The sequence below is a fragment of the Treponema primitia genome (genome assembly GCF_046533075.1).
In the GTDB taxonomy this organism is placed as follows: domain Bacteria; phylum Spirochaetota; class Spirochaetia; order Treponematales; family Breznakiellaceae; genus Termitinema; species Termitinema primitia_B.
On sequence record NZ_JAJQRB010000057.1, the window covers coordinates 34,260 to 55,417 of the forward strand.

The 21,158-nt window shown below is 55.6% G+C and carries 19 protein-coding genes; 15 read left to right on the forward strand and 4 right to left on the reverse strand.

Annotation, left to right across the window (positions count from 1 at the left end):
- Positions 1–3: 3 nt before the first annotated feature.
- Entirely contained in the window at positions 4–1,758 is a 1,755-nt protein-coding gene (locus LQZ19_RS11845; protein ID WP_411047876.1) for an AMP-dependent synthetase/ligase, read from the forward strand.
- An 80-nt stretch (positions 1,759–1,838) separates the two neighbouring features.
- Here LQZ19_RS11845 and LQZ19_RS11850 read toward each other — a convergent pair whose 3' ends face one another.
- Entirely contained in the window at positions 1,839–2,744 is a 906-nt protein-coding gene (locus tag LQZ19_RS11850; RefSeq protein WP_411047877.1) for an RpnC/YadD family protein, read from the reverse strand.
- A 269-nt stretch (positions 2,745–3,013) separates the two neighbouring features.
- Between LQZ19_RS11850 and LQZ19_RS11855 the strand changes: the two genes are divergently transcribed.
- A complete protein-coding gene (locus LQZ19_RS11855) occupies positions 3,014–3,913 on the forward strand; it encodes an alpha-hydroxy acid oxidase (RefSeq protein WP_411047878.1) in 900 nt (299 codons plus the stop codon).
- 134 nt (positions 3,914–4,047) lie between these two features.
- Here the strand turns inward: LQZ19_RS11855 and LQZ19_RS11860 are convergent, their stop codons facing one another.
- Positions 4,048–4,248 carry a hypothetical protein gene (locus tag LQZ19_RS11860; RefSeq protein WP_411047879.1) on the reverse strand — a complete coding sequence of 67 codons (201 nt, stop codon included), beginning with the start codon at positions 4,246–4,248 and terminating at the stop codon, positions 4,048–4,050.
- A 61-nt stretch (positions 4,249–4,309) separates the two neighbouring features.
- Between LQZ19_RS11860 and aspS the strand changes: the two genes are divergently transcribed.
- From aspS to LQZ19_RS11890, 6 genes are all read left to right on the forward strand, one after another.
- Positions 4,310–6,154 carry an aspartate--tRNA ligase gene (aspS, locus tag LQZ19_RS11865; RefSeq protein ID WP_411047962.1) on the forward strand — a complete coding sequence of 615 codons (1,845 nt, stop codon included), beginning with the start codon at positions 4,310–4,312 and terminating at the stop codon, positions 6,152–6,154.
- Between the two features lie 8 nt (positions 6,155–6,162).
- Positions 6,163–6,708, forward strand: a complete 546-nt coding sequence (locus LQZ19_RS11870; protein ID WP_411047880.1) for a chromate transporter — start codon at positions 6,163–6,165, stop codon at positions 6,706–6,708.
- Positions 6,705–7,256 carry a chromate transporter gene (locus tag LQZ19_RS11875; protein WP_411047881.1) on the forward strand — a complete coding sequence of 184 codons (552 nt, stop codon included), beginning with the start codon at positions 6,705–6,707 and terminating at the stop codon, positions 7,254–7,256. The genes LQZ19_RS11870 and LQZ19_RS11875 overlap by 4 nt, the downstream gene beginning before the upstream one ends.
- Positions 7,257–7,286: 30 nt before the next feature.
- Positions 7,287–8,273 carry a flotillin-like protein FloA gene (gene floA, locus LQZ19_RS11880; protein WP_411047882.1) on the forward strand — a complete coding sequence of 329 codons (987 nt, stop codon included), beginning with the start codon at positions 7,287–7,289 and terminating at the stop codon, positions 8,271–8,273.
- Between the two features lie 3 nt (positions 8,274–8,276).
- Positions 8,277–8,972, forward strand: coding sequence for a hypothetical protein (locus tag LQZ19_RS11885; protein WP_411047883.1), 696 nt, complete (start codon positions 8,277–8,279; stop codon positions 8,970–8,972).
- Positions 8,973–9,054: 82 nt separating this feature from the next.
- Positions 9,055–9,411, forward strand: a complete 357-nt coding sequence (locus tag LQZ19_RS11890; protein ID WP_411047884.1) for a hypothetical protein — start codon at positions 9,055–9,057, stop codon at positions 9,409–9,411.
- 220 nt (positions 9,412–9,631) lie between these two features.
- Here the strand turns inward: LQZ19_RS11890 and LQZ19_RS11895 are convergent, their stop codons facing one another.
- Positions 9,632–11,866, reverse strand: a complete 2,235-nt coding sequence (locus tag LQZ19_RS11895; RefSeq protein ID WP_411047885.1) for a leucine-rich repeat domain-containing protein — start codon at positions 11,864–11,866, stop codon at positions 9,632–9,634.
- Positions 11,867–12,013: 147 nt separating this feature from the next.
- Here LQZ19_RS11895 and arfB point away from each other — a divergent pair, with 147 nt between their 5' ends.
- Together arfB and aroF are read left to right on the forward strand one after the other, a co-directional pair.
- The gene (arfB, locus tag LQZ19_RS11900; RefSeq protein WP_411047886.1) at positions 12,014–12,430 is read left to right on the forward strand and encodes an alternative ribosome rescue aminoacyl-tRNA hydrolase ArfB; all 417 of its coding nucleotides are present in this window, start codon (positions 12,014–12,016) and stop codon (positions 12,428–12,430) included.
- Positions 12,431–12,498: 68 nt separating this feature from the next.
- Positions 12,499–14,442 (forward strand): 3-deoxy-7-phosphoheptulonate synthase, encoded by a 1,944-nt coding sequence (gene aroF / locus LQZ19_RS11905; RefSeq protein WP_411047887.1) that lies wholly within the window; start codon positions 12,499–12,501, stop codon positions 14,440–14,442.
- A 1-nt stretch (position 14,443) separates the two neighbouring features.
- Here the strand turns inward: aroF and LQZ19_RS11910 are convergent, their stop codons facing one another.
- Entirely contained in the window at positions 14,444–15,046 is a 603-nt protein-coding gene (locus LQZ19_RS11910; protein ID WP_411047888.1) for a Uma2 family endonuclease, read from the reverse strand.
- A 158-nt stretch (positions 15,047–15,204) separates the two neighbouring features.
- On the opposite strand from LQZ19_RS11910, the gene ilvN reads away from it, so the two are divergent.
- From ilvN to LQZ19_RS11935, 5 genes are all read left to right on the forward strand, one after another.
- Positions 15,205–15,735 carry an acetolactate synthase small subunit gene (ilvN, locus tag LQZ19_RS11915; protein WP_010257980.1) on the forward strand — a complete coding sequence of 177 codons (531 nt, stop codon included), beginning with the start codon at positions 15,205–15,207 and terminating at the stop codon, positions 15,733–15,735.
- Positions 15,736–15,853: 118 nt separating this feature from the next.
- Positions 15,854–16,855: a ketol-acid reductoisomerase gene (ilvC, locus tag LQZ19_RS11920; RefSeq protein ID WP_411047963.1), complete on the forward strand. Its 1,002-nt coding sequence runs from the start codon at positions 15,854–15,856 to the stop codon at positions 16,853–16,855.
- Between the two features lie 10 nt (positions 16,856–16,865).
- Positions 16,866–18,443, forward strand: coding sequence for a 2-isopropylmalate synthase (locus tag LQZ19_RS11925; RefSeq protein WP_411047889.1), 1,578 nt, complete (start codon positions 16,866–16,868; stop codon positions 18,441–18,443).
- A 13-nt stretch (positions 18,444–18,456) separates the two neighbouring features.
- Entirely contained in the window at positions 18,457–19,596 is a 1,140-nt protein-coding gene (gene leuB / locus LQZ19_RS11930; RefSeq protein WP_411047890.1) for a 3-isopropylmalate dehydrogenase, read from the forward strand.
- 10 nt (positions 19,597–19,606) lie between these two features.
- Positions 19,607–21,148: a right-handed parallel beta-helix repeat-containing protein gene (locus LQZ19_RS11935; protein WP_411047891.1), complete on the forward strand. Its 1,542-nt coding sequence runs from the start codon at positions 19,607–19,609 to the stop codon at positions 21,146–21,148.
- The last annotated feature ends 10 nt before the right edge of the window (positions 21,149–21,158 follow it).

Below are 21,158 nucleotides of genomic sequence, written 5' to 3' on the forward strand. Positions count from 1 at the left end.
AAGATGCTTAAACCTGAAGACTATATCGCTGATTGGCCGGACATGCCCTATCCCAACTTTTCTGCGTGGCTTGAGGATCTGTCCGCGCGCTGGGATAGTAAGACCGCTATTTTTTACCGCTCCGGCAAGCAGAGGGAATTTACCAAATGGTCCTTTGCCCGGCTGGCTGCGGAAAGCCGACGTATAGGCCGGGGACTCCTGACTGCGGGGCTGGTCAAGGGTGACCGGGTTGCACTCTGGTCGGAAAACCGGCCCGAGTGGATCGCCGTCTGGCTTGGCGCAGCGGTGGCGGGGCTGGTTATCGTGCCCATAGACTTTCTCCTCTCCGAAGCGGAGTGTTCCAATATCCTGAAAATTACCAATGCGAGGGCCTTTTTTTATTCCGGCCATAAGCGGGACTATGCAACGGAGCTCCTTGCCCGGGGCGGGGATCAAGGATTCTCCATCAAGGCTGCTGTGTGTATCAGCCAGGAGGGGGAAAATTTTTTCGAAGCCTTTGGCGCCGAGGCCGGTGATCAGATGCTCCCGAAGGCGGAGGCTATTGCCGGAAACGATCCGGTGTCCATCGTCTTTACCTCCGGCACTACCGGATTTGCCAAGGGGGTTACCCTGAGCCATAGGGGGATTATCGCCAATTCAAGCGCCGCAATCCGTTCTCTGCGGGCCTATCCCTCGGATGTTTTCGTCAATGTACTCCCCCTGCACCATACCTATCCTACCACCTGTTCTTTTATTTCCCCCCTTTCCGTAGGGGCCGCCACCATTATTGTGGACAAGCTGGTGGGGAAGGTGGTCATCGACGATATCCGCGAAGCCGGGGGAACCTTCCTCATCGCGGTGCCCCTGCTCTACGACAAGGTGAAGGCGGGGATACAGCAGGGCTACCAGGCTTTGCCGTCTATTTTGCGGGCAATCCTGGAACCCCTGCGGAAGCTGGCCCTGGCGGAAGCGAATAAGGGTAACTATCAATTTGGCCAGCGGGTCTTTAAATTTATCCGCAAAAAGACGGGGCTTGCATCCATCCGGATAATGGTTGCCGGCGGCGGCCCACTGAACCCTAAAACGGCGGACTTTTTCGACTCCTTCGGCTTTAACATGGTTCACGGTTACGGTATGAGCGAGAACAGCCCCCTGATCAGTGTGAACACCCCCTGGCATAAGAATAATGTTTCTGTGGGTCTGCCGGTAATGCATACGGAAGTGAAGATCATCAATAAAAACGAAGAGGGTATCGGGGAGATTGCGGTAAAATCCCCCTCCCTCATGCTTGGCTACTACGATAACCCCGAAGCCACTGCGGAGACCTTTACCCAGGATGGGTACCTTAAAACCGGGGACCTGGGCTTCATCGACGAGCGGGGTTTTATTTACATCAACGGCAGGAAGAAGAACCTCATTGTCAGCTCCGGCGGCAAGAATATCTACCCCGAGGAAGTTGAAGCCCACTTCGACGGTTCCCGGGTTGTCGCCGAGATCCTGGTGCTGGGCCGGAGAGAACCGGACTATGGGGGGGAGGAGATTTTCGCCGTGGTGGTTCCCAACCTGGAAGCCCTGGGGCAGGACTATCCGGATAAGGCACTGGACGACAGCTTTATTCACGGTTTGGTGAAGGCCGAAATAGGCGATGTGAACCGCAGCCTGCCGGGATACAAAAAGATAAGTAATTTTACCCTTCGCCGGGAGCCCTTTGAAAAAAACGCCCAGCAGAAGATACGCCGCTTCCTGTACAAAAGCTACGAAGAAGGCCCGGCTAAATAGGAATAACTACGGACCTCACGGGCAAAGAAGAGGCTGCAAGGTGACCGTCACCACGAGCCTCCTTGAATTCAGGTGTTTTTCTAACCCTTCCGGGAAAGTTGTTCTTCCAACTCCCGAATTCTACGGGCCATCTCCTGCTTTTCCTGCTCCGCCCGGCGTAGGGCTTCCTGCTTTTCCTCCCTGGCGGTTTTCAGTTCATCATACAGGGCGTCTATTTTTTCGAGCCGGGTTAAATCCAATACCATATGGGCCTCCTTGAATTCAGTATATCCCAAGTATAAATGATCGTACAACTGTTCGGTCATATCAAACAATTTCTGGCGATCCGCGTCGGTGATGCTTCCCTCGGCCTCGCTGCGTTTGAACGCTGCGGCCAGTTCTTTGTTGATGGCCGTTAGTTCTTCCGCCAGTTGCTGCCGCTTGGCAGGGTTTTTTGTCTGGTGCAGGCGCTTGCGGATCTTGAGGACGTAGAAGGGGAGCAGCAAGCCCAGGTTCCGGTCCATCAGTTCCGGAATGCTGTGGTCCAGGACTTTGATGGTCTTTACCGGGTAATCCCAGTGGCCGTCGGGAAACTCCAGGCGCAGAGTTTGTACGTCCGGGGTATGGGGGGTGGGTTCCAGGTAAATTACCCGGACCTGGGGGAAACGGAGGGTGATGATGCCGTCCTGTTTTTGCAGGTCCTGTTTGCCGTAGGCGAAGGCGTATTCAAAGACCCGGAAGGCCATGGTGTCGTCATCGTCTATCTGACATTCGATGAGATAGGTCCCGGTGTCCTGGCTGCCGGGGCTGACAATGGTGATTACCATGTCGGTGAACAATTTACCCCCGCCCCGTTTGGGAAACTCGGTGTTCCGCCGGATTACTTGGCTGTCCGGGGGGTGGGTGGTGTCGAACAGGGCATTGATGAAGCTTATAACCGCAAGGTCCGAAAGCTGCATCAGGGCCTTGAAGACCTCGTCAAAGATTTTGTTTTTGGCTTTTGCCATTGGGCGCCTCCTCCCGTGTTAGGGGGCGAAGGGGGTAATTTGCTTGAGTCCGGAAGAAAAAAAATGAGGGAATGAGGAATTTAACCACGGACCACACGGACGCAGAGGGAAGAGCAGACAGGCGGTTTGGCAAAAACGGGCGGAGGGATGGGCATCCCCGGTCGAGCACGCAAGTAGAATTCACTTAGTTACAAACCTGGTATATAATAGAGCCGGTTCTAAAATCTGATATTTTGAAACCATTCAAAACGACGCTTAAGGAGGAGATTATGGGAGAGACCATAAACGCCGGGGATTCCACCAGGATTACCCGGGACTATCTGGATTCCCTTTTGGTTGAAATGCGGCATATCGACGCCGTGGAGCCTTCTACCAAACTGGAATTGTACGGGGAAACCTTTGAAACCCCTATAATGTTTGCCGCCCTTTCTCATCTGGACCAGGTAATGCCCAAGGGGATGGCGGAATCTGCCCGGGGAATGAAGGCCGCAGGGGCCCTCATGTGGGCGGGAATTGGGGAATATACGGAACTGGAGGAAATAACTGCCACCGGCGCCAGAACCGTCAAGATCATCAAGCCCCTGGAGGACAACAGGGAAATTTTCAAAAAAATTGAACATGCGGAAAAATGCGGCTGTATCGCGGTAGGAATGGATATAGACCACCAGTTCGGGGGCAAAGACGAATGGTATACTGCGGGGGGCAAACCCATGAAGCCCAAAACCCTGGAGGAGATCCGGAGTTTTGTTAAGGCCACTAAACTGCCCTTTATCATCAAGGGGGTATTAAGCGAACAGGATGCCTACAAGTGCCTGGACGCAGGGGTGGGGGGCATCGTGGTTTCCCATCACCACGGCATGGTGGACTATGCCCTGCCGCCCCTGCGCATCCTGCCGCGTATAGCCAGGATCATCCGGGGGCAAATTCCGATTTTTGTGGATTGCAGCATAGACCGGGGTATGGACGCCTTTAAAGCCCTGGCCCTGGGCGCCAGCGCCGTTTCCATAGGCCGGATTATCATGGGTCCCCTCAAAAAAGAAGGGGCCCAGGGGGTCCGCAAACTGGTCGAAGAAATAACCCACGAACTCAAATGGGCCATGGCGGTAACCAGTTCCCCGGACATCAGGCACATCGATCCCGCCCTCATCTGGGACAGGAACCGGGAATAATGCGGTAAGGGGGCGCGGCCAAGAAACTGGAAACCGGTGACAGTCACCTTTTTTGGGCCAAGCAGGATGGGGAGAATAGCCCCCGCGCCCCCACTTAGTTAGGCGCCCCTGGTTCCATGGCACTGCGCCGAAACTTAGTTAAACCCAACCACAGTCCAATCGCACAGGCGCCGGTGGGGTGGGGAAGCCACAGTGCGGGATATTTGGAATTCCCTGCTGTAGTAGACCCGCGCAGCGGGGCTGCGGAAGCAGACTCCACAAGCATCCCGCGCTGTGGCTTCCCCACCCCACCGGCGTTTTTCCGATATGCCCGGCTCCCGTGCTTGCCTTCCCATAAGAGATATCCCCGCCCTTGTCACGCCCCCTCCCCCTAGCTATAGTCATTCTATGGAAATAATGAAGCGTACAACAACCTGCGGCGCCCTCCGGAAAGCCGACACAGGAAAAACGGTAGTCTTAAACGGCTGGGTACACCGGAAACGGGATCATGGAGGTATTTCTTTCATCAACCTCCGGGACCGGTACGGCATAAGCCAGGTGGTGGTCGATTCGGACGCCCCCGCGGAATTAAGCGCCCTGACCGCGGAGCTGCGGAACGAGTTCTGCATTGCCGTGGAGGGTACCGTCCGTTCCCGGCCCGATACGATGATAAACCCCGACATGCCCACCGGCGAGATCGAAGTGGTTGCCAAGAAGCTGCTCATCCTGAACCGGTCCGAGGTGCTCCCCTTCCAGGTTGACGAGGAATCGGAAGCCAAGGAGGAACTGCGCCTGAGTTACCGCTACCTGGATCTCCGGTCCGCGGGGATGCAGCGGCGGATAAAGCTGCGAAACGATGCGGCCTTTGCGGTACGGGAATGGATGATCGGCCAGGGCTTCTACGAGATCGAGACCCCCACCTTCATCAAATCAACCCCCGAGGGGGCACGGGATTACCTGGTTCCTTCCCGTTTATACCCGGGCAAATTCTACGCCCTGCCCCAGTCGCCCCAGCTCTACAAGCAGATACTCATGGTTGGGGGCTTCGACAAGTACTTCCAGATTGCCCGGTGCTACCGTGACGAGGACGCCCGGGGGGATCGCCAGCCCGAATTTACCCAGATTGATATCGAAATGTCCTTCGTAGGCCGGGATGACATCCTCGCCATGACCGAAGGGCTCATGGGCCATGTATTTAAAAAAACCCTGGACAGGGAACTTCCCCCCCAATTCACGCGTCTCAGCTATGAGGATGCCCTGGAACGCTACGGGTCCGACAAGCCCGACCTCCGCTTTGCTATGACGATGCAGGACTTCGGCCCCTATGTTGCCGATGGCGGTTTCCAGGCCTTTAAGGATGCCCTGGCCGCCGGCGAGACTGATAAGGCCGCCGCAGCCGCCAAGGGGGTAAGCCTCGCAGGCGGCGGAGTGAAGGTGCTGGTCGTTCCCGGCAAGGCCGATTACTCACGAAAACAGATCGAAGAGCTGGAAGCCCAGGCGAAGATCTACAAGGCTAAGGGATTGGCCTGGATGAAGGTTACCGGAACGGAGGCCGCTGCTACCCTGGAGGGCGGGGTAGCAAAGTTTTTTGGGGAGAGCGCGCAGAAGATCTGCGCCGGCCTTGGGGCGAAACCCGGGGACCTCCTGCTCCTGGTTGCCGATTCCCAGCGGAAGGTTGCCAATATCGCCCTGGGGGCGGTTCGTTCCAAACTTGGCCGGGATTTAGGGCTTACCGGTCCCGGGCCTGACGGGAAACCGCGTTTTGAATTTGCCTGGATAGTGGATTTCCCCCTCTTTGAATTCAACGAGGAGGAAAACCGGTGGGAGGCCGCCCACCACATGTTTTCCTGGCCACAGGATCGGTACCATGCTACCCTGGAACAGGACCCCGGTTCGGTTAAGGGGGACCTCTACGATCTGGTCCTTAACGGTTATGAACTTGCTTCAGGCTCCATCCGTATCCACGATCCGGAATTGCAAAAGCGGATCTTCAGCATTGTTGGCTTTGATCCCGCCGAGGCGGAACAGAAATTCGGTTTTCTTACCCAGGCTTTCAAGTACGGCGCTCCGCCCCACGGCGGTATAGCCCCCGGGCTGGACCGGCTGGTGATGCTCATGGCCGGGGAGACCTCCATCAAGGAGGTTATCGCCTTTCCGAAAAATTCCTTTGCGGTAAGCCCCATGGATAACTGCCCCAGCGAGGTTGATCAGAAACAGCTTGATGAACTGCACCTCTCGGTGGTACAGCCGAAGAAAGACTAATATATATCATGAAAGAGTATTTTGATCTGTTCTTAATCTTTCTCAAGCTTGGGGTGCTCACCTTCGGCGGGGGATATGCCATGATCCCCGTGGTGGAACGGGAGCTTATAAAAAAGAAAGGCTGGACCACCATAGACGAGGTGATGGATTATTACACCATCGCCCAGGTGACCCCCGGCATCATCGCGGTGAATCTTTCTACCTTCATCGGGTATAAGCGAAAGGGTCCACTGGGGGGCGCCCTTGCCACCATTGGTTTTGTGCTACCCGGCGTTGTCTTTATCAGTATTATTGCTATCTGCCTGAGCAGCTTCGCGGATCTTCCCGCGGTGCAGCACGCCTTTACGGGTATACGGGTTGCGGTTGGGGCGCTGATCCTGGACACGGTGATCAAGATGGTGAAGGGGGTATTCAAAAACTGGAAGTCCCTGGTGATATATATCATCGCCTTTGCCCTTTCCTTTGTTTGGAGCGTCTCCCCGGTGCTGCTGGTTATTGCCGCCGGGCTGCTGGGATTGTTGGTGTTCCGGCCAAAAACGGGGGAAGGCAAGTGAAATTACTTTTCCTCTTTGTGCAGTTTTTCAAGATAGGCCTTTTTTCGATTGGCGGGGGATACGCAACCCTGCCCTTCCTCTACGAAATGGCGGACAAGTATGATTGGCTTAGTGCGGAAAAGATTGGGGATATGCTGGCGGTGGCCCAGTCCCTGCCGGGGGCTATCGGGGTAAGCCTTTCGGCCTATACGGGGTTTCAGTACGCCGGCATACCCGGGGGCCTGATTTCGGCGCTTGGGCTCATAAGCCCTTCTATCATCATTATCATCATCGTTGCCCGGATCCTCAATGCTTTTAAGGAAAACAAAGTTGTGGACTCCCTGTTTTCCGGCTTTCGTCCCGCCGGAGCGGGGCTTCTTTCCGCCGCCGCATTGGGGGCTCTTGCAATCTCCCTGTATAACCCTACCGCCGAAGCCTGGACCGCAATGTTCCGTTGGCGGGAATGTATTCTTTTTGCGGTGATATTCCTGCTTATTAAGCTTTTGAAGAAGCATCCCATCGTTTATATCGCCGCTGCCGGTGTTATTGGTATAGTCCTGGGGCTCTAAATGTAGTATTATTGAATAAAGGAGTTAGCCATGCCCTATCTTATTCTTCTGATTATCGTCGGTTTATTCGCCCTTGGGTTCCTGTTTCTGTTTTTCCGCTTCTTCGGGCTGTGGTTCCGGTCCCTCCTTTCCGGAGCCTATGTTGGGCTGGGGAAGCTCATCGGTATGTGGCTGCGGCACGTAAACGCCGGGATTATCGTGGATTCCCGTATCATGCTTACCAAGGCGGGGATAGAGGTGGATTCTGATATGCTGGAAACCCACTTCCTTGCCCGTGGGGATGTTATTAAAGTTAGCCGCGCCCTGGTGGCGGCCAATAAAGCCAATATACCCCTGCCTTTCCAGCGGGCGGCTGCCATCGATCTGGCGGGCCGGGATGTGCTGGAAGCGGTACGGACCAGCGTTAACCCCAAGGTGATCGACTGTCCCGATACAAGCAAGGGGAAGCATACCATTGATGCGGTGGCCAAGGACGGCATACAGCTCCAGGTCAAAGCCCGGGTAACGGTACGGGCTAACCTTGAACGTCTGGTCGGCGGCGCCACCGAGGAAACTATTATCGCCCGGGTAGGTGAGGGTATTGTTACCACCATCGGTTCTTCCGAATCCTACAAGACGGTGCTGGAAAACCCCGACACTATTTCTAAGCGGGTTCTGGACAAGGGGCTTGATGCGGGCACCGCCTTCGAGATCCTCTCCATTGATATTGCGGATATCGACGTGGGTGAAAACGTGGGGGCCAAGCTCCAGGCTGACCAGGCGGAAGCGGACAAGCGCCGTTTCCAGGCGGAGGCGGAAAAGCGCCGCGCCGCAGCCCAGGCCCGGGAGCAGGAAATGATAGCCCTGGTCCAGGAAAACCGCGCCAAGGTAGTCCTTGCGGAAGCGGAGATCCCCCTGGCCATTGCCGAAGCCTTTAAACAGGGCCATCTGGGCATCATGGACTATTACCGGCTCAAGAATGTCCAGGCCGATACGGATATGCGATCCTCCATAGGCTCCGCTTCCAGCGAGAAGTAGTGCGTGGAAAACTTTGGATCATTCCTACCCATCCTTATTCTTATCGTTGTTGGTGGGGCCCGGATACTAGCGACGGTTCGGCGCAAAGCCCGTAACCGTGACCAAACCCGGAAACCGGAGGAGGCCTCGCAGCCGTTCCGGACCGCTTCCCCGCAAAAAACCGACCGTGGTTTTCATCCCTGGGAAGATGAATACCGGGACCCCTCCAGTTCCGTTACCGTAGAAGGGGCGGAACAAAAAGTCCGGCAAGCGCCGCAAGCGGATAACGACGATGAGGAGGAGTTTTCCGCCTGGAGCTTATCGGTAGACGAGGAGACCCCAAAACCAGCCCCGGCTGCAACGCCTAAGCCCGGGGAACTTTCAGCGAAGCTTTCTGCGGTGCTTTCAACGAAGGTTCCTGCGGACACAAATCCTGCTTCGGTATTCACAGCCCTTTCGGTAACTTCCGCCGTATCGGTATCCGGGGAGATCCCGGCATGGCTTCAGTCTCCATCCCAGCCGGAGGCCCGGCAGGCGGAAGTACCGGCGTCTGACGTTACTGCCCCGAAACCCAGCGCTCCCGAAGCCGCTGCCGCTGATAGCGGTACTTCCGGCGGTGTTCCCCGAAAAAGCGGTGCGTTAAGCCGCATCCGTTCCCTGCCGCCTTTGCAGCAGGGAATTGTTTGGGCGGAAATCCTGGGCGCCCCCAAGGGATTGTAAACACTACAGCAGATCCCATCAATATATATTGTACTTTACACCGGCCTTGTTTTGGAGTATTTTTAATGGAGAAGGTTTAGGTATGAGTGCTTTTGATAAAAGATTCGCTTATTTAGCCGGTGTTCTGGAAGATGATCAGGATAAAGAGTTGTTTGAGGTAACGAAAAATGTCCTTTCGGAAGTCTTTGAACATCTGAAATTTGATAAGACCCCGGACATCGGTGTTGATGATTCAGGGCGGGCCATTGCGGAATGGCATAATTACGATGATTACACCGTCATTTCAATTATTCCCTTTTCAGCGGATAAAATCCTGTTTGAGGGCCTCAAGAAAAACGCTACTATCTTTACTATTTCAACGACACTGCAAAATTTAAAAAAAAACAACAACAACGAATTACTTTTGGAGTTGACCCACAACCATGCGCTTAGCGCCTAATGACCATTTTGTGCGATGAGGTCTATTTTGAGCGTGATGCGGCTGGTTCCCATACCGGCCTGTTCGGGCTTTATGGCGCCCATACAGCGGTTACAGAATTGTTGCGGAGATGCATTATAGAACAGGCTTCTGTTTCTGATTTTATATAGAACAGGCCCGGAAAATACGGTCCGGCAAAGCTCCGGGCAGGGTGATAGTCACCGTCTTCTGCCCGCTGCCCCTACTGCTGTCTGCGCCATCTGCCTTTGCCGTTAGTGTCCACGTAGGTTCCGGCGGCCTTTCTCCCACCGCCGTTATAGTAGACGACAAATCTGTCCCAAGCCTTTTGCCACTTCCACCGCCGTTCTCGTCGTGGTGCTCTTTCCAAAGTGACATTTTGGGGTATGGTAACGCTGGTTAATTGATTGGAGTAAAATGCATACTGGCCAATAGAAGTAACGCTATTGGGTATGGTAATGCTGGTTAATTGATTGGAGTAAAATGCCTCCTTCCCAATAGAAGTAACGCTATTGGGTATGGTAACGCTGGTTAATTGATTGTCGGAAAATGCACGCTCGCCAATAGAAGTAACGCTATTGGGTATGGTAACGCTGGTTAATTGATTGTCGGAAAATGCAGACTGGCCAATAGAAGTAACGCTATTGGGTATGGTAACGCTGGTTAATTTATTACTCACAAATGCCCCCATCTCAATAGAAGTAACGCTATTGGGTATGGTAACGCTGGTTAATTTATTACTCACAAATGCCCTCTTCCCAATAGCAGTAACACTATTGGGTATGGTAACGCTGGTTAATTGATTGCCGGAAAATGCCGCACCCTCGATAGATGTAACACTATTGGGTATGGTAACGCTGGTTAATTGATTGGAGTAAAATGCAGACTGGCCAATAGAAGTAACGCTATTGGGTATGGTAACGCCGGTTAATCCCTTCTCACTAAATGCCTTTTCTCCGATACTGGTAACCGGGCGCCCATTGATAGCCGCCGGTATGGCAATAGTCGTCAGCGCCCCGGTGTAACCGGTAATGGTCAGCCCGGTATTGTTGTTTTCCGTGGTGGAGGACGCAATAAACCGCTGCTCCTCCGCCCTTAGCCGCGCCTGTTCCGCATCGTAGCGCCGCCGCTCCGCCAACTGGGAGGCTATCCTGACATACCCGTTTTCCCCGGCGGTTTCGGCAGCGATGTTGTTCACGCTTACGATACGCACGGTCATCACAGAAGTCAGGTCATTGGCATTGACGTTTCTGAAGGGGAAGGTATACGTGGCAATAGCCGGAACCGGGACGCTGCGGCCCCCGGCGCTAAAGGCGATGGCGCCGCTGGTCAGGACGGCGCTGGTGTCGGCAATGGTCTTGCCCTTGTCGTTTACCAGGGCGGCCCGCACCGTAAAGGCCGGGGCCCGGTTGCCGCTGAATACCAGGGTAGCGGGGTCCTGGGGCTGGACATCGAAAAAGGGCCAGCCGTTGAAGCCCCAGGCGGAACGCTTGCCCGTTTTGTCCAGACCGGCAAGGATCTCGTTCAGGGCCTTAAATCCCGCTTCCACCGGGTACAGGGCCGCCTCAAAAGAAAAATTGGCGGTCTCCCTGGTGTAATCCACCTGGCCTACCTGGGTAATCCTGGGATCGTAGAGTATCTCGTAAGGCCGGTGGGTATTGTAAAAGCCGGCGCATTCCTTGAGGACCGCAAGCCAGGCCCGGCGGTTTTCTATGTCGTTCTGGATATTCTGTCCCATATTACCGCTGTTCACCCGGGCGGAAAGGATGTTGAGCCGCCCCGCCGCCTCCGACAGGCCGGGGTTAAAGGCCGCAGCTTCGTGGTAGTAGGTCAACGCCTCCGCCACGGCGCCGCTCTGCTGGGCGGCTATGCCCCGGGCCAGGGCTTCCTCGGCCTGGGCGGAAGGGCTGTCCCCGCCGCTCAGGGCCTGCCTGCCCGCGGCGCTCAGGCGTACCCCCACCTGGGTCAGCAGGTCCGCCGAAGCCTCGTGGATAAGACTTGCCTGGCGCAGTAACACCGCCGGGGCGGTCTTACGGAAACTGGCGCGGCGCTCCCCGGTTTCCGCATGGGTTATAGCCAATTGCAGATCAAACTGGTTGCCGGGCATCTTTAATATGGTCCCCGCCAAAATATAAGCGGCGTTGGTCAGGTTCCCGATCTTGATATAGTCCTGGTCGGAAAAATTTCCCCCGGCGGACAGATTCTGCTCGTTCAAAACCCTGTCCATGTTCTGACGGTCAATGATAGTCATGGCGGAGCACTTGTTAAAGTCGTCGTTCAGCACCCCCTGAACAAAGATGGGCAGCCAGGCGTCCTCTGCGGCAAAATTCCGGCCATCCGGGGCCAACACCGCCAGCCGTACCCCCCGGCCGCCGTCGCCGGTAAAGTTTTCCTCCGCCCCCAGGGAGGCTATCAGTATAAGGAATATCGGGAGGCTTAGGGACAAGGTCTTTTTCATGGGTCTCATCATCGGCTCCTTAAAAAACAGCGGCAAATTCCAAATTAGTATACGACCGCTATGGGGTTTAATCAATTATTAAAACGATGCCCGGCTGTCGGCTAACGATCCGGTGACTGTCACCCCGGTTTATGGTATCCTTAAACCATGGACCAATTTCTCCTCCGCCAGTCTATACGCCTCGCTTCCCGGCCCAGCTTTTCCCGTTCCGGCGGTCCCGGCGGGCAGAATGTCAATAAGGTGAACACCAAAGTAACCCTGCATCTGCGGCTGGGGGATCTGGCGGGGCTGAATGAGGCGGAGCTGTCCAGGGTCCGGCTTATCCTGGCATCACGGATCACCGGGGATGACGAAATAGTTATCCTGTCCAGCGAGGAGCGGTCCCAGCGGACCAACCTGGAGCGGGGCCTTGCCCGGTTGGAAGCCCTGGTTTGCGCTGCGGCCCGGCTCCCCAAACACCGGCGGCCCACCAAGCCTACCCGGGCCAGCCGGGAACAGCGGCTTCAGACCAAGCATCTCCGCGGGCAGAAAAAGCAGGACCGCCGACAGCCGGGACCGGAATAGTCTCTTGTAAATTTAAGCGGTTTTTTATATCATGCTTTGTACTAAAATCTTCACGTTTGAGGTTTCCCATGATCGTTGTTCTATCCAAAGGCATCTCCACCCACGATAAAGAAATGGTTCGCATCTATCTGAAGGATAGGGGTTTTGCCATACGGGATCAGCTTCTCGGGGAGGATGAGGTTATCGGCGCCACCGGCAAAGGGGTGGTGGATCTTCGGGAACTGGGGATTCTGCCCGGGGTAGAGCGGGTGGCGGCTACTTCTAAGCCCTACGAGCTGGCTTCCCGGGAGTCCAAAAGTGAAGATACCATCGTTACGGTTGGTCCAGTCAAAATTGGCGGATCACGGATTACGGTGATTGCCGGGCCCTGCGCGGTGGAAAGCAGGGAGCAGATCCTGGAAACGGCGCTCCGGGTTCGGGAGTCCGGGGCGGTAATGCTCCGGGGCGGAGCCTATAAACCCCGGTCCAGCCCCTACGCTTTTCAGGGCTTGGGGATGCAGGGGCTGGAATTTATGAAGGCCGCCGGGGAAGCAACGGGTATGCCTATTGTTACCGAGGTGGTATCCCCGGAATTCGCCGCCCAGATGAACGATCTTACGGATATGTTCCAGATTGGCGCCCGGAATATGCAGAACTTTGAGTTACTAAAAAAGGTCGGCGCCCTGGGGAAGCCGGTACTGCTTAAGCGGGGACCCTCGGCGACCATTGAGGAGTGGCTCCTTTCGGCGGAGTATCTCCTGGCGGCGGGGACCCGGGATGTGGTGCTCTGCGAGCGGGGGATACGTACCTTTGAAACCTATACCCGGAATACCCTGGATATTTCCGCCATCCCGGTGGTAAAGGGTCTTTCCCACCTGCCGGTGCTGGTGGACCCCAGCCATGCGGTGGGTATCCGCGCCAAGGTGAGTTCCGCAGCTCTTGCGGCGGTGGCAGCCGGAGCGGACGGGCTTACGGTGGAGGTCCATCCCCACCCGGACGAGGCCCTTTCCGATGGCCCCCAGTCTTTGTTCCCCGAACAGTTTGAGCGGCTCATGCGGGATATCGAAGCCCTGGCCCCGGTGGTGGGGAAGGAACTGCTCCGTACCCCGAAACCTTCTCAAGAGTTATCAACAAAAAGCGTGGATCTTTCTTCGGGAACTCCGAAACCGGTAAGTCCCAAGGATTTACCCGTCGCCTTCTCCGGTGAAAGCGGCGCCTACGCCGAACAAGCCCTGATGCGTGCCTTTGGTGAAGAGGCGCCTCGTCTGGGGGCCGCGTCTTTCCGGGCGGTTTTCGATGCGGTCCTTGACGGTTCCGCCGGGTTCGGGGTGGCGCCGGTGGAGAACAGCCTTGCAGGATCGGTCCACGAAAACTACGACCTGTTCCTCCGCTACCCTGATATCGCCATAGTAGGGGAACTGAAGCTCCGTATCGTCCACTGTCTTATCGGGGAGGAGAATGCGCAGATCGAAAACATCAGTATAGTCCGCAGCCATCCCCAGGGTTTTGCCCAGTGCCGGGATTTTTTGGACAAGTACCCCCACTGGCAGCTTGAAGCCTGCAACGATACTGCCACTGCGGTAGCCTCCATAGCCCGGGAGGGGGCGACGAAGGTAGCCGCTATCGCCGGGGAAGCGGCAGCCAAAGCCCACGGTCTTAAGGTCCTCAAAGCCGGTATTGAGACAAATCCCTTAAACTATACCCGGTTTGTAATTATTGCCCGGCGGAACGGCAGCGATAAGGCCCCGGTCCCACCAAGCCTGGGTTCAGAGCCGGCGAACAAAGCCAGCCTGGTGTTTTCGGTTTCCGATGAGCCCGGGAGTCTCTTTGCCTGCCTTAAGATCATGAGCGAGCGGGGCATCAACCTTTCCAAGCTGGAATCCCGGCCCATCCAGGGAAAGCCCTGGGAGTATCAGTTTTATGTGGATGTTACCCTGCCCCCTACGGAGGAGACCTTCGATGCGGTGGTGCAGGAGCTAAAGGCTAAAACCGAGGACTTTCATTTCCTGGGGAGCTACAGGGCGTCGCTGTAGCTTATGCGGCAAAAATCGTCTTAAAATCTATAACAAGACCCGGCAGCACCGAAACCGGTATAGACTCCTGCGCGTATTGGCGGTCTGCTTCGTCCATGGTTTCGGGGTCAAAGCCCCTGTAGGTCTGGGTGGTATACCGGTCATGATCCAGCAGATTGACCTGGACCGTTTCTGTGTTCGGATCGACCACCCAATATTCCCGGACTCCCGCCCTAAGATATTTGTAGAATTTATAAAGTACATCCTTCCGGGCGGTGGAGGGAGAAAGGATTTCGATAACCATATCCGGCGCCCCGTTACAGCCCCGTTCGTCCAGTTTGGACGTATCGCATATCACCACAAGATCGGGTTCCAGCACTGTTTTATCGCTATGGTCATTTTGGGGAAAAAGCCGGACCCCAAAGGGCGCGGCGTAGACCTTACCGGCTTTATCGGCCAAAAAGTTTCCAATTTTTAACAATAAGTTTCTGGAAATATCTTGATGATACGTGGCCGGAGGGTCCGAGACGTAGAGCGCCCCATCAATAATCTCCGCCCGGAAATCTTCGTCCCATCCCAAATAGTCAGCGTAGGTATATAGTTCCTTTTCTTGTGTAAGGGTCATAACCAGCCTCCTTGTAGGAGCATATCATACCTTATACTATTTGGCAAGAGCAGCCCCACGCTTGTTTAGTATATTTTGCCCTTGGCTTTCCCTTCGGCCTACTTGCAAAGTTCCTTTCTTTTTTGTTAAACTATGGCTACTTTGTATAGGAGGTGGTCATGAAGCAGCATGTGGTGTCAGCTCTGGTGGAAAACCGGGCAGGGACCCTGAGCCGGGTTTCCGGCCTCTTCAGCCGCCGGGGTTTTAATATCGACAGCCTGACCGTCGGGGAGACCGAGGACGCCTCAATTTCCCGGATGACCATTGCGGTAAGCGGAGATGATGCGGTGCTTGAACAGATCATTAAACAGCTCAGCAAACTGGTAGATGTGATTGCGGTCCGGGAACTGGATGGTACTTCCTGTCTGCGCCGGGAAATCATGCTGGTCAAGATCAGCGTGGACGAAAAGACCCGTCCTGCGGTTATCGAGATCACCGGGATATTCCGGTCCCGGGTGGTCGATGTTTCCCCCACTACTATTACCGTTGAGGCAACGGGCGATGCGAAAAAGCTCGACGGCCTCCTTCTCCTTTTACGTCCCTACGGCGTTCTTGAACTTGCCCGTACCGGTCTTGTAGCCCTGGAGCGGGGCCCTTCGATACTTTCGGTATCTTCGCTATCCGTACCCGTACTAAGCATTAGTAACTAACCGGCAATTGCGCGGTCCTTCCTTTTAAGGAAATCGACCGTAGGATAATTACCGGATTCTCAAAGCCCTTAAGAGAGGTTAAACCTCTTTTAGGGTAAAAACTACAATGGAGGAAATGATGGCTATCATGTTTTATGAAAAGGATTGCGACCTGGGGGCGCTAAAGGGAAAAACTATCGCGGTGATCGGCTACGGTTCCCAGGGTCATGCCCACGCACTAAACGCCAAAGAATCGGGGATGAAGGTTGTCGTGGGGCTTTACGAGGGATCCAAGTCCTGGAAGAAGGCCGAGGAAGCGGGCTTTGAAGTTAAGCCTGCCAAGGATGCCGCCGCTGCTGCGGATTTCATCATGATCCTTATCAACGATGAAAAGCAAGCCAAGCTCTACCAGGAATCCATCAAGCCGGTGCTGAAACCCGGGAAGACCCTGGCCTTTGCCCACGGCTTCAATATCCACTTTGGGCAGATTACACCCCCTGCGGATATCAATGTGGTGATGATTGCCCCCAAGGGCCCGGGCCACACCGTTCGTGAGCAGTACCAGGCCGGCGCCGGGGTGCCCTGTCTTATTGCGGTACACCAGGATGCTACCGGGGATGCCAAGCGTTTGGGGCTGGCCTATGCGGCGGCTATCGGCGGCGCCAGGGCCGGAGTTTTGGAGACCACCTTTAAAGAAGAAACCGAGACCGACCTATTCGGTGAACAGGCGGTGCTCTGCGGCGGTGTTTCCGCCCTGATGAAGACCGGCTTCGAAGTGCTTCTCGAAGCGGGCTACCAGCCGGAAAGCGCCTACTTCGAGGTGATGCACGAGATGAAGCTCATCATCGATCTGGTGAACCGCGGTGGGCTGTCTTTTATGCGTTATTCCATTTCGGATACCGCAGAGTACGGGGATTATATCACCGGGCCGAAGATCATCACCGAGGATACCAAGAATGCTATGCGGAATGTATTAAAGGATATCCAGAACGGTAAATTTGCACGGGAGTGGATCCTGGAAAACCAGGTGAACCGTCCCAACTTTAACCGGATGCGGGCTCTTGAAGCGGCGCATCCTATCGAGAAGGTAGGTAAGGAACTGCGCTCCATGATGAGCTGGCTCAAACCTGCGAAATATTGAGGAGTTTTATATGAGTAACAACACTAAACGGGTAGTAAAAATATTTGATACTACCCTTCGTGACGGGGAACAGTCTCCGGGCTGTAGTATGAATATTCAGGAGAAGTTGGAGGTCGCACGGCGGCTGGAAAAGCTTGGGGTGGATATCATGGAGGCGGGGTTTCCCGCTTCCAGTCCCGGGGATCTGGAATCGGTAAAGACCATCGCGGGGATCATAAGGGATTGTACCGTGGCAGGTCTGTGCCGCAGCTTGGAGAAGGATATTGACGCCGCACGGGAAGCCCTGGCCGGCGCGGCGGATCCCCGGATACATATATTCCTGGCCACCTCTCCTATCCATATGGAATACAAGCTCAAGATGACGCCGGAGAAGGTGCTTGAGCAGGCGGTGGCTTCGGTTAAGTACGCAGGAAAGTTCTGCTCCAATGTGGAATTTTCCGCAGAGGACGCCTTCCGCAGCGATGCTGATTTTGTGTGCAAGGTCTTTGGCGCGGTTATCGCTGCCGGGGCTACCACGCTGAATTTCCCCGATACGGTGGGTTATGCCCTGCCCGATGAGTTTGGCGCCCGTATCCGTTATATCAAGGAACATACCCCGGGCATTGAAAAGGCGGTTCTTTCCGTACACTGCCACAACGATCTGGGCCTCGCGGTGGCGAACAGTCTTTCTGCGATTGAAAACGGTGCGGAACAGGCGGAGTGTACCATCAACGGTATCGGCGAGCGGGCGGGGAACGCTTCACTGGAGGAGATCGTCATGGGGCTGCGGGTCCGTAAGGACTATCTCAACGCCGACACCCGGATTGACGCTACGCAAATCTACGCCGCCAGCCGCCTGGTAACCCAGGTTACCGGGGTGAAGGTGCAGCCCAACAAAGCTATTGTGGGGGAGAACGCCTTTGCCCACGAAGCGGGGATACACCAGCACGGGGTAATGGCCAACCGGGAAACCTACGAGATCATGACCCCCGAATCCATCGGTATACCAAAGAACCGTATGGTTTTAGGGAAACACTCGGGCCGCCATGCCTTTGAAGACAGGCTGAACGACCTGGGCTATACGGTGAACGCAGAAACACTGGAATCGGTTTTTGCGGAATTCAAAATCCTGGCGGATAAAAAGAAGGTGGTCAGCGATAGGGATATTGAAGCCCTGGTGATGGGCGCTGCCGCTGCGGTTCCGGAAACTTACAAGCTTGACCATTGGGCGATAAACACCGGCTCTGCGCTGGGCGCCACGGCTATCATCAAGCTGCTCCATGCCGGCGGGGAAGCGCATAAACAGGTTGCGGTTGGCGACGGCCCGGTGGACGCGATCTTTACGGCCATCAACGAAATTGTCGGGAAAAGACCGGAGCTGGAGCTCTACGAAATAGGCGCCATCACCGGCGGGTCCACATCCCAGGGGGAGACCATGGTGAAGATTGCCTGGGAAGGCCGGCATTGGAACGGCCGCGGGGTTTCCACCGATGTGCTTGAATCTTCGATAAAGGCCTACCTTTCGGCGATTAACGCCATGGAGTGGGACCTTGCCGCCGGCGCTGTCAAAAGCCCCCTGCGGGAGCCCATGCAAGAAGGCGGGGTGTAAAAGGAGAACAAAGATGAGTAACTATTCGATAGCATTGGTACCCGGCGATGGGATAGGGCCGGAGGTGATTTCCCTGGCCGTAGATGTTCTGGATGCGGTGGGGGATGCGTATGGCCATGTGTTTAACTATGTTGAACTCATTGCGGGCGGTAAGGCTATTGACGCTACCGGCGAACCACTGCCGGCGGAAACCCTGGAAGCTGCCAAACAGTGCGACGCCCTGCTCCTGGGGGCGGTGGGGGGACCCAAGTGGGATACCCTGCCGGGACATCTGCGTCCGGAGCGCGCCCTCCTGGGGCTGCGTTCAGGCCTGGGGGTCTACGCTAATCTCAGGCCCGCGGCGCTCCTTCCCCAGCTTAGGCTTGCCTGCCCCCTCAAGGACGAGGTTCTTATCGCCGGTAATAGTGAGGGCAAACCGGATTTCGATCTTCTTATCGTCCGGGAACTGACCGGGGGTCTCTACTTTGGCGAACGGGGCCGGAGCGCCGACGGTAACTCCGCCTTTGATACCGAAACATACTCCAAAGCCGAAATTGAACGGGTTCTTCGCGTAGGCTATTCCGCAGCAAAACTGCGCCGGAAGAAGCTCTGCGTAGTAGACAAGGCCAATGTCCTGGAAACCTCCCGGCTGTGGCGGGAACTTAGCACGGAAATTGCCAAGGAATACCCTGATATCGAAACCAGCTACCTCTATGTGGATAACTGCGCCATGCAGTTGATCCGCGCCCCCGGCCAGTTTGACGTGATCGTTACCTCGAACCTCTTTGGGGACATACTCTCCGACGAAGCTTCGGTACTTACCGGCTCTATCGGTATGCTTGCATCGGCGAGCCTTGCCGGCGCCGGGGGTACGCCGGGCGGAGAGCCGGTGATGGGGATCTACGAGCCCATCCACGGGTCCGCCCCGGATATTGCCGGCAAGGATATCGCGAATCCCCTGGCAGCGATTCTTTCCGCAGCAATGCTGCTACGCTATTCTTTCGGCCTGGAAAAGGAGGCCGCTGCCGTGGAAGCTGCGGTCAGCGCCGTACTGGATTCCGGGCTGCGTACCAAAGATATTGCCGGCCGAAGCGGGACAGCGGATAAGGGAAAGATAGTTGGTACCCTGGAAATGGGGAAAGCGGTACTGAAGGCCCTGGAAGGAAAATTATGAGGAGAGAACCGTGAAAAAAATACTTGTCCTGGTTGCGCTCTGCTGTTTTTTTGCCGGTACCCTGGCCGCCGAACCAATGCGGGATCAGGATTACAATGGGGTTCCGCTTCCGGCACGGGTTGCGGCGGAGGATGCCGAAACGGACTCCTATTACGTATCGGCCCGGGGCAGCGATAGCCAGGATGGCTTGGGGGAAGGCCGGGCGTTCAAAACCCTGCGAAAAGCCGTAGATGCCGCCAAGAACAGTAATACTAAACGCATAACCGTTATCGGTATTCTGGACGACAAGAGCGAGGCCGCCGGAATCAAGGAAAGCGTTTTTGCCATCGGCGATTGCGGGCCGGATGAAATTCTTATTACCGGCGTTGGGGATGGCGAACGGGCAGCGGAACTACGGGGCGGCAATGGGAAAAGGGTTTTGGAAATACATGGCCCCGCAAAACTACGCCTTGAGTATATTACCGTTTCCGGGGGAAATACGGATTCTATGGGGGGCGGCATTTATTTTGAGAGCAACGCGGAGCTGACCCTGGGAACCGGTGTTGTGGTGCGGGACAATCATGCTTCCGAAGGCGGCGGCATCTACGGGATTGCTGCGAATCTGTACCTGTGCGGTAACGCGATGATCCGCAATAATGAGGTCAGTACCGATGAGGCCGGGGGGATTCTGTTACGTTTGAGCAAGCTCTTTATGGGGGATAACGCAGAGGTAAGCGGCAACACCGGCGGCGGGATCGTTGCTTGGGGAAGTTCTGTAACCATCGAGGGGGACGCCCGTATCAGCGATAATAGCTGCGAATATATAGCCGCCGGGATCTGTCTGTATATAAGTTCGGATGTCATCTTACGGGGAAATGCTGCGGTGACCGGAAATATGGCCGGCGAACACGGGGGCGGTATAGGCGGTATCCAGTCGGTATTCGTCATGCTTGAAAACTCCCGGATCAATAATAATTTTGCGGCTCAGGATGGCGGGGGATTATATTTTGTTGACTCGGAAATTGATATTTCCGGCAATGCGGAGATCACCGGGAACAGCGCGGGTAACGACGGCGGGGGAATCTACGCCTCCAAATCGGCCCTGGCGGTACGGGGCGCTTCGCGGATCGCAGAAAACAGCGCCGGTGACGACGGCGGCGGGATATATATTGCCGGCACGGATTTTATCCTGGGAGAAAGCGCTTCAATCGAAGATAATGCAGCGGCCTGCGGCGGCGGCGTGTGTTCCGAACTGGGCGCCTACAGTACCATGGAGGACAACTCGGTGGTGCAGGGTAATAGTTCTTCGGAGCAGGGCGGCGGCGGCCTGTGTGTGGGTATCAATGCGTTCATGATCATGAAGGGCGGCATTGTGCGGAACAACGAAGCCGTTTACGGCGGCGGCGTCTATATAGAAGGGGGCAGGTTCAAACATTCCGGGGGTATCATCTCCGATAATAATGCTGAATTCGGCGGCGGTGTATTCAAAAGAAGCGGCGTCTTTAACCGAACCAATGGAATACTTCAGGATAATGATCCGGATGATTTTCCGGAACCCTCCGAAGGGGTATAAGGATATTAAT

Excerpts from the sequence above, each read along its gene's own strand:
- ilvN (WP_010257980.1), top strand. The coding sequence starts at position 15,205 with ATGAAGCAGCATGTGGTGTCAGCTCTGGTGGAAAACCGGGCAGGGACC.
- LQZ19_RS11925 (WP_411047889.1), top strand. The coding sequence starts at position 16,866 with ATGAGTAACAACACTAAACGGGTAGTAAAAATATTTGATACTACCCTT.
- LQZ19_RS11860 (WP_411047879.1), bottom strand. The coding sequence starts at position 4,248 with ATGGGAAGGCAAGCACGGGAGCCGGGCATATCGGAAAAACGCCGGTGG.
- aspS (WP_411047962.1), top strand. The coding sequence starts at position 4,310 with ATGAAGCGTACAACAACCTGCGGCGCCCTCCGGAAAGCCGACACAGGA.
- LQZ19_RS11850 (WP_411047877.1), bottom strand. The coding sequence starts at position 2,744 with ATGGCAAAAGCCAAAAACAAAATCTTTGACGAGGTCTTCAAGGCCCTG.
- LQZ19_RS11895 (WP_411047885.1), bottom strand. The coding sequence starts at position 11,866 with ATGAAAAAGACCTTGTCCCTAAGCCTCCCGATATTCCTTATACTGATA.
- ilvC (WP_411047963.1), top strand. The coding sequence starts at position 15,854 with ATGGCTATCATGTTTTATGAAAAGGATTGCGACCTGGGGGCGCTAAAG.
- LQZ19_RS11845 (WP_411047876.1), top strand. The coding sequence starts at position 4 with ATGCTTAAACCTGAAGACTATATCGCTGATTGGCCGGACATGCCCTAT.
- LQZ19_RS11890 (WP_411047884.1), top strand. The coding sequence starts at position 9,055 with ATGAGTGCTTTTGATAAAAGATTCGCTTATTTAGCCGGTGTTCTGGAA.
- arfB (WP_411047886.1), top strand. The coding sequence starts at position 12,014 with ATGGACCAATTTCTCCTCCGCCAGTCTATACGCCTCGCTTCCCGGCCC.
- LQZ19_RS11855 (WP_411047878.1), top strand. The coding sequence starts at position 3,014 with ATGGGAGAGACCATAAACGCCGGGGATTCCACCAGGATTACCCGGGAC.
- aroF (WP_411047887.1), top strand. The coding sequence starts at position 12,499 with ATGATCGTTGTTCTATCCAAAGGCATCTCCACCCACGATAAAGAAATG.
- LQZ19_RS11870 (WP_411047880.1), top strand. The coding sequence starts at position 6,163 with ATGAAAGAGTATTTTGATCTGTTCTTAATCTTTCTCAAGCTTGGGGTG.
- leuB (WP_411047890.1), top strand. The coding sequence starts at position 18,457 with ATGAGTAACTATTCGATAGCATTGGTACCCGGCGATGGGATAGGGCCG.
- LQZ19_RS11910 (WP_411047888.1), bottom strand. The coding sequence starts at position 15,046 with ATGACCCTTACACAAGAAAAGGAACTATATACCTACGCTGACTATTTG.
- floA (WP_411047882.1), top strand. The coding sequence starts at position 7,287 with ATGCCCTATCTTATTCTTCTGATTATCGTCGGTTTATTCGCCCTTGGG.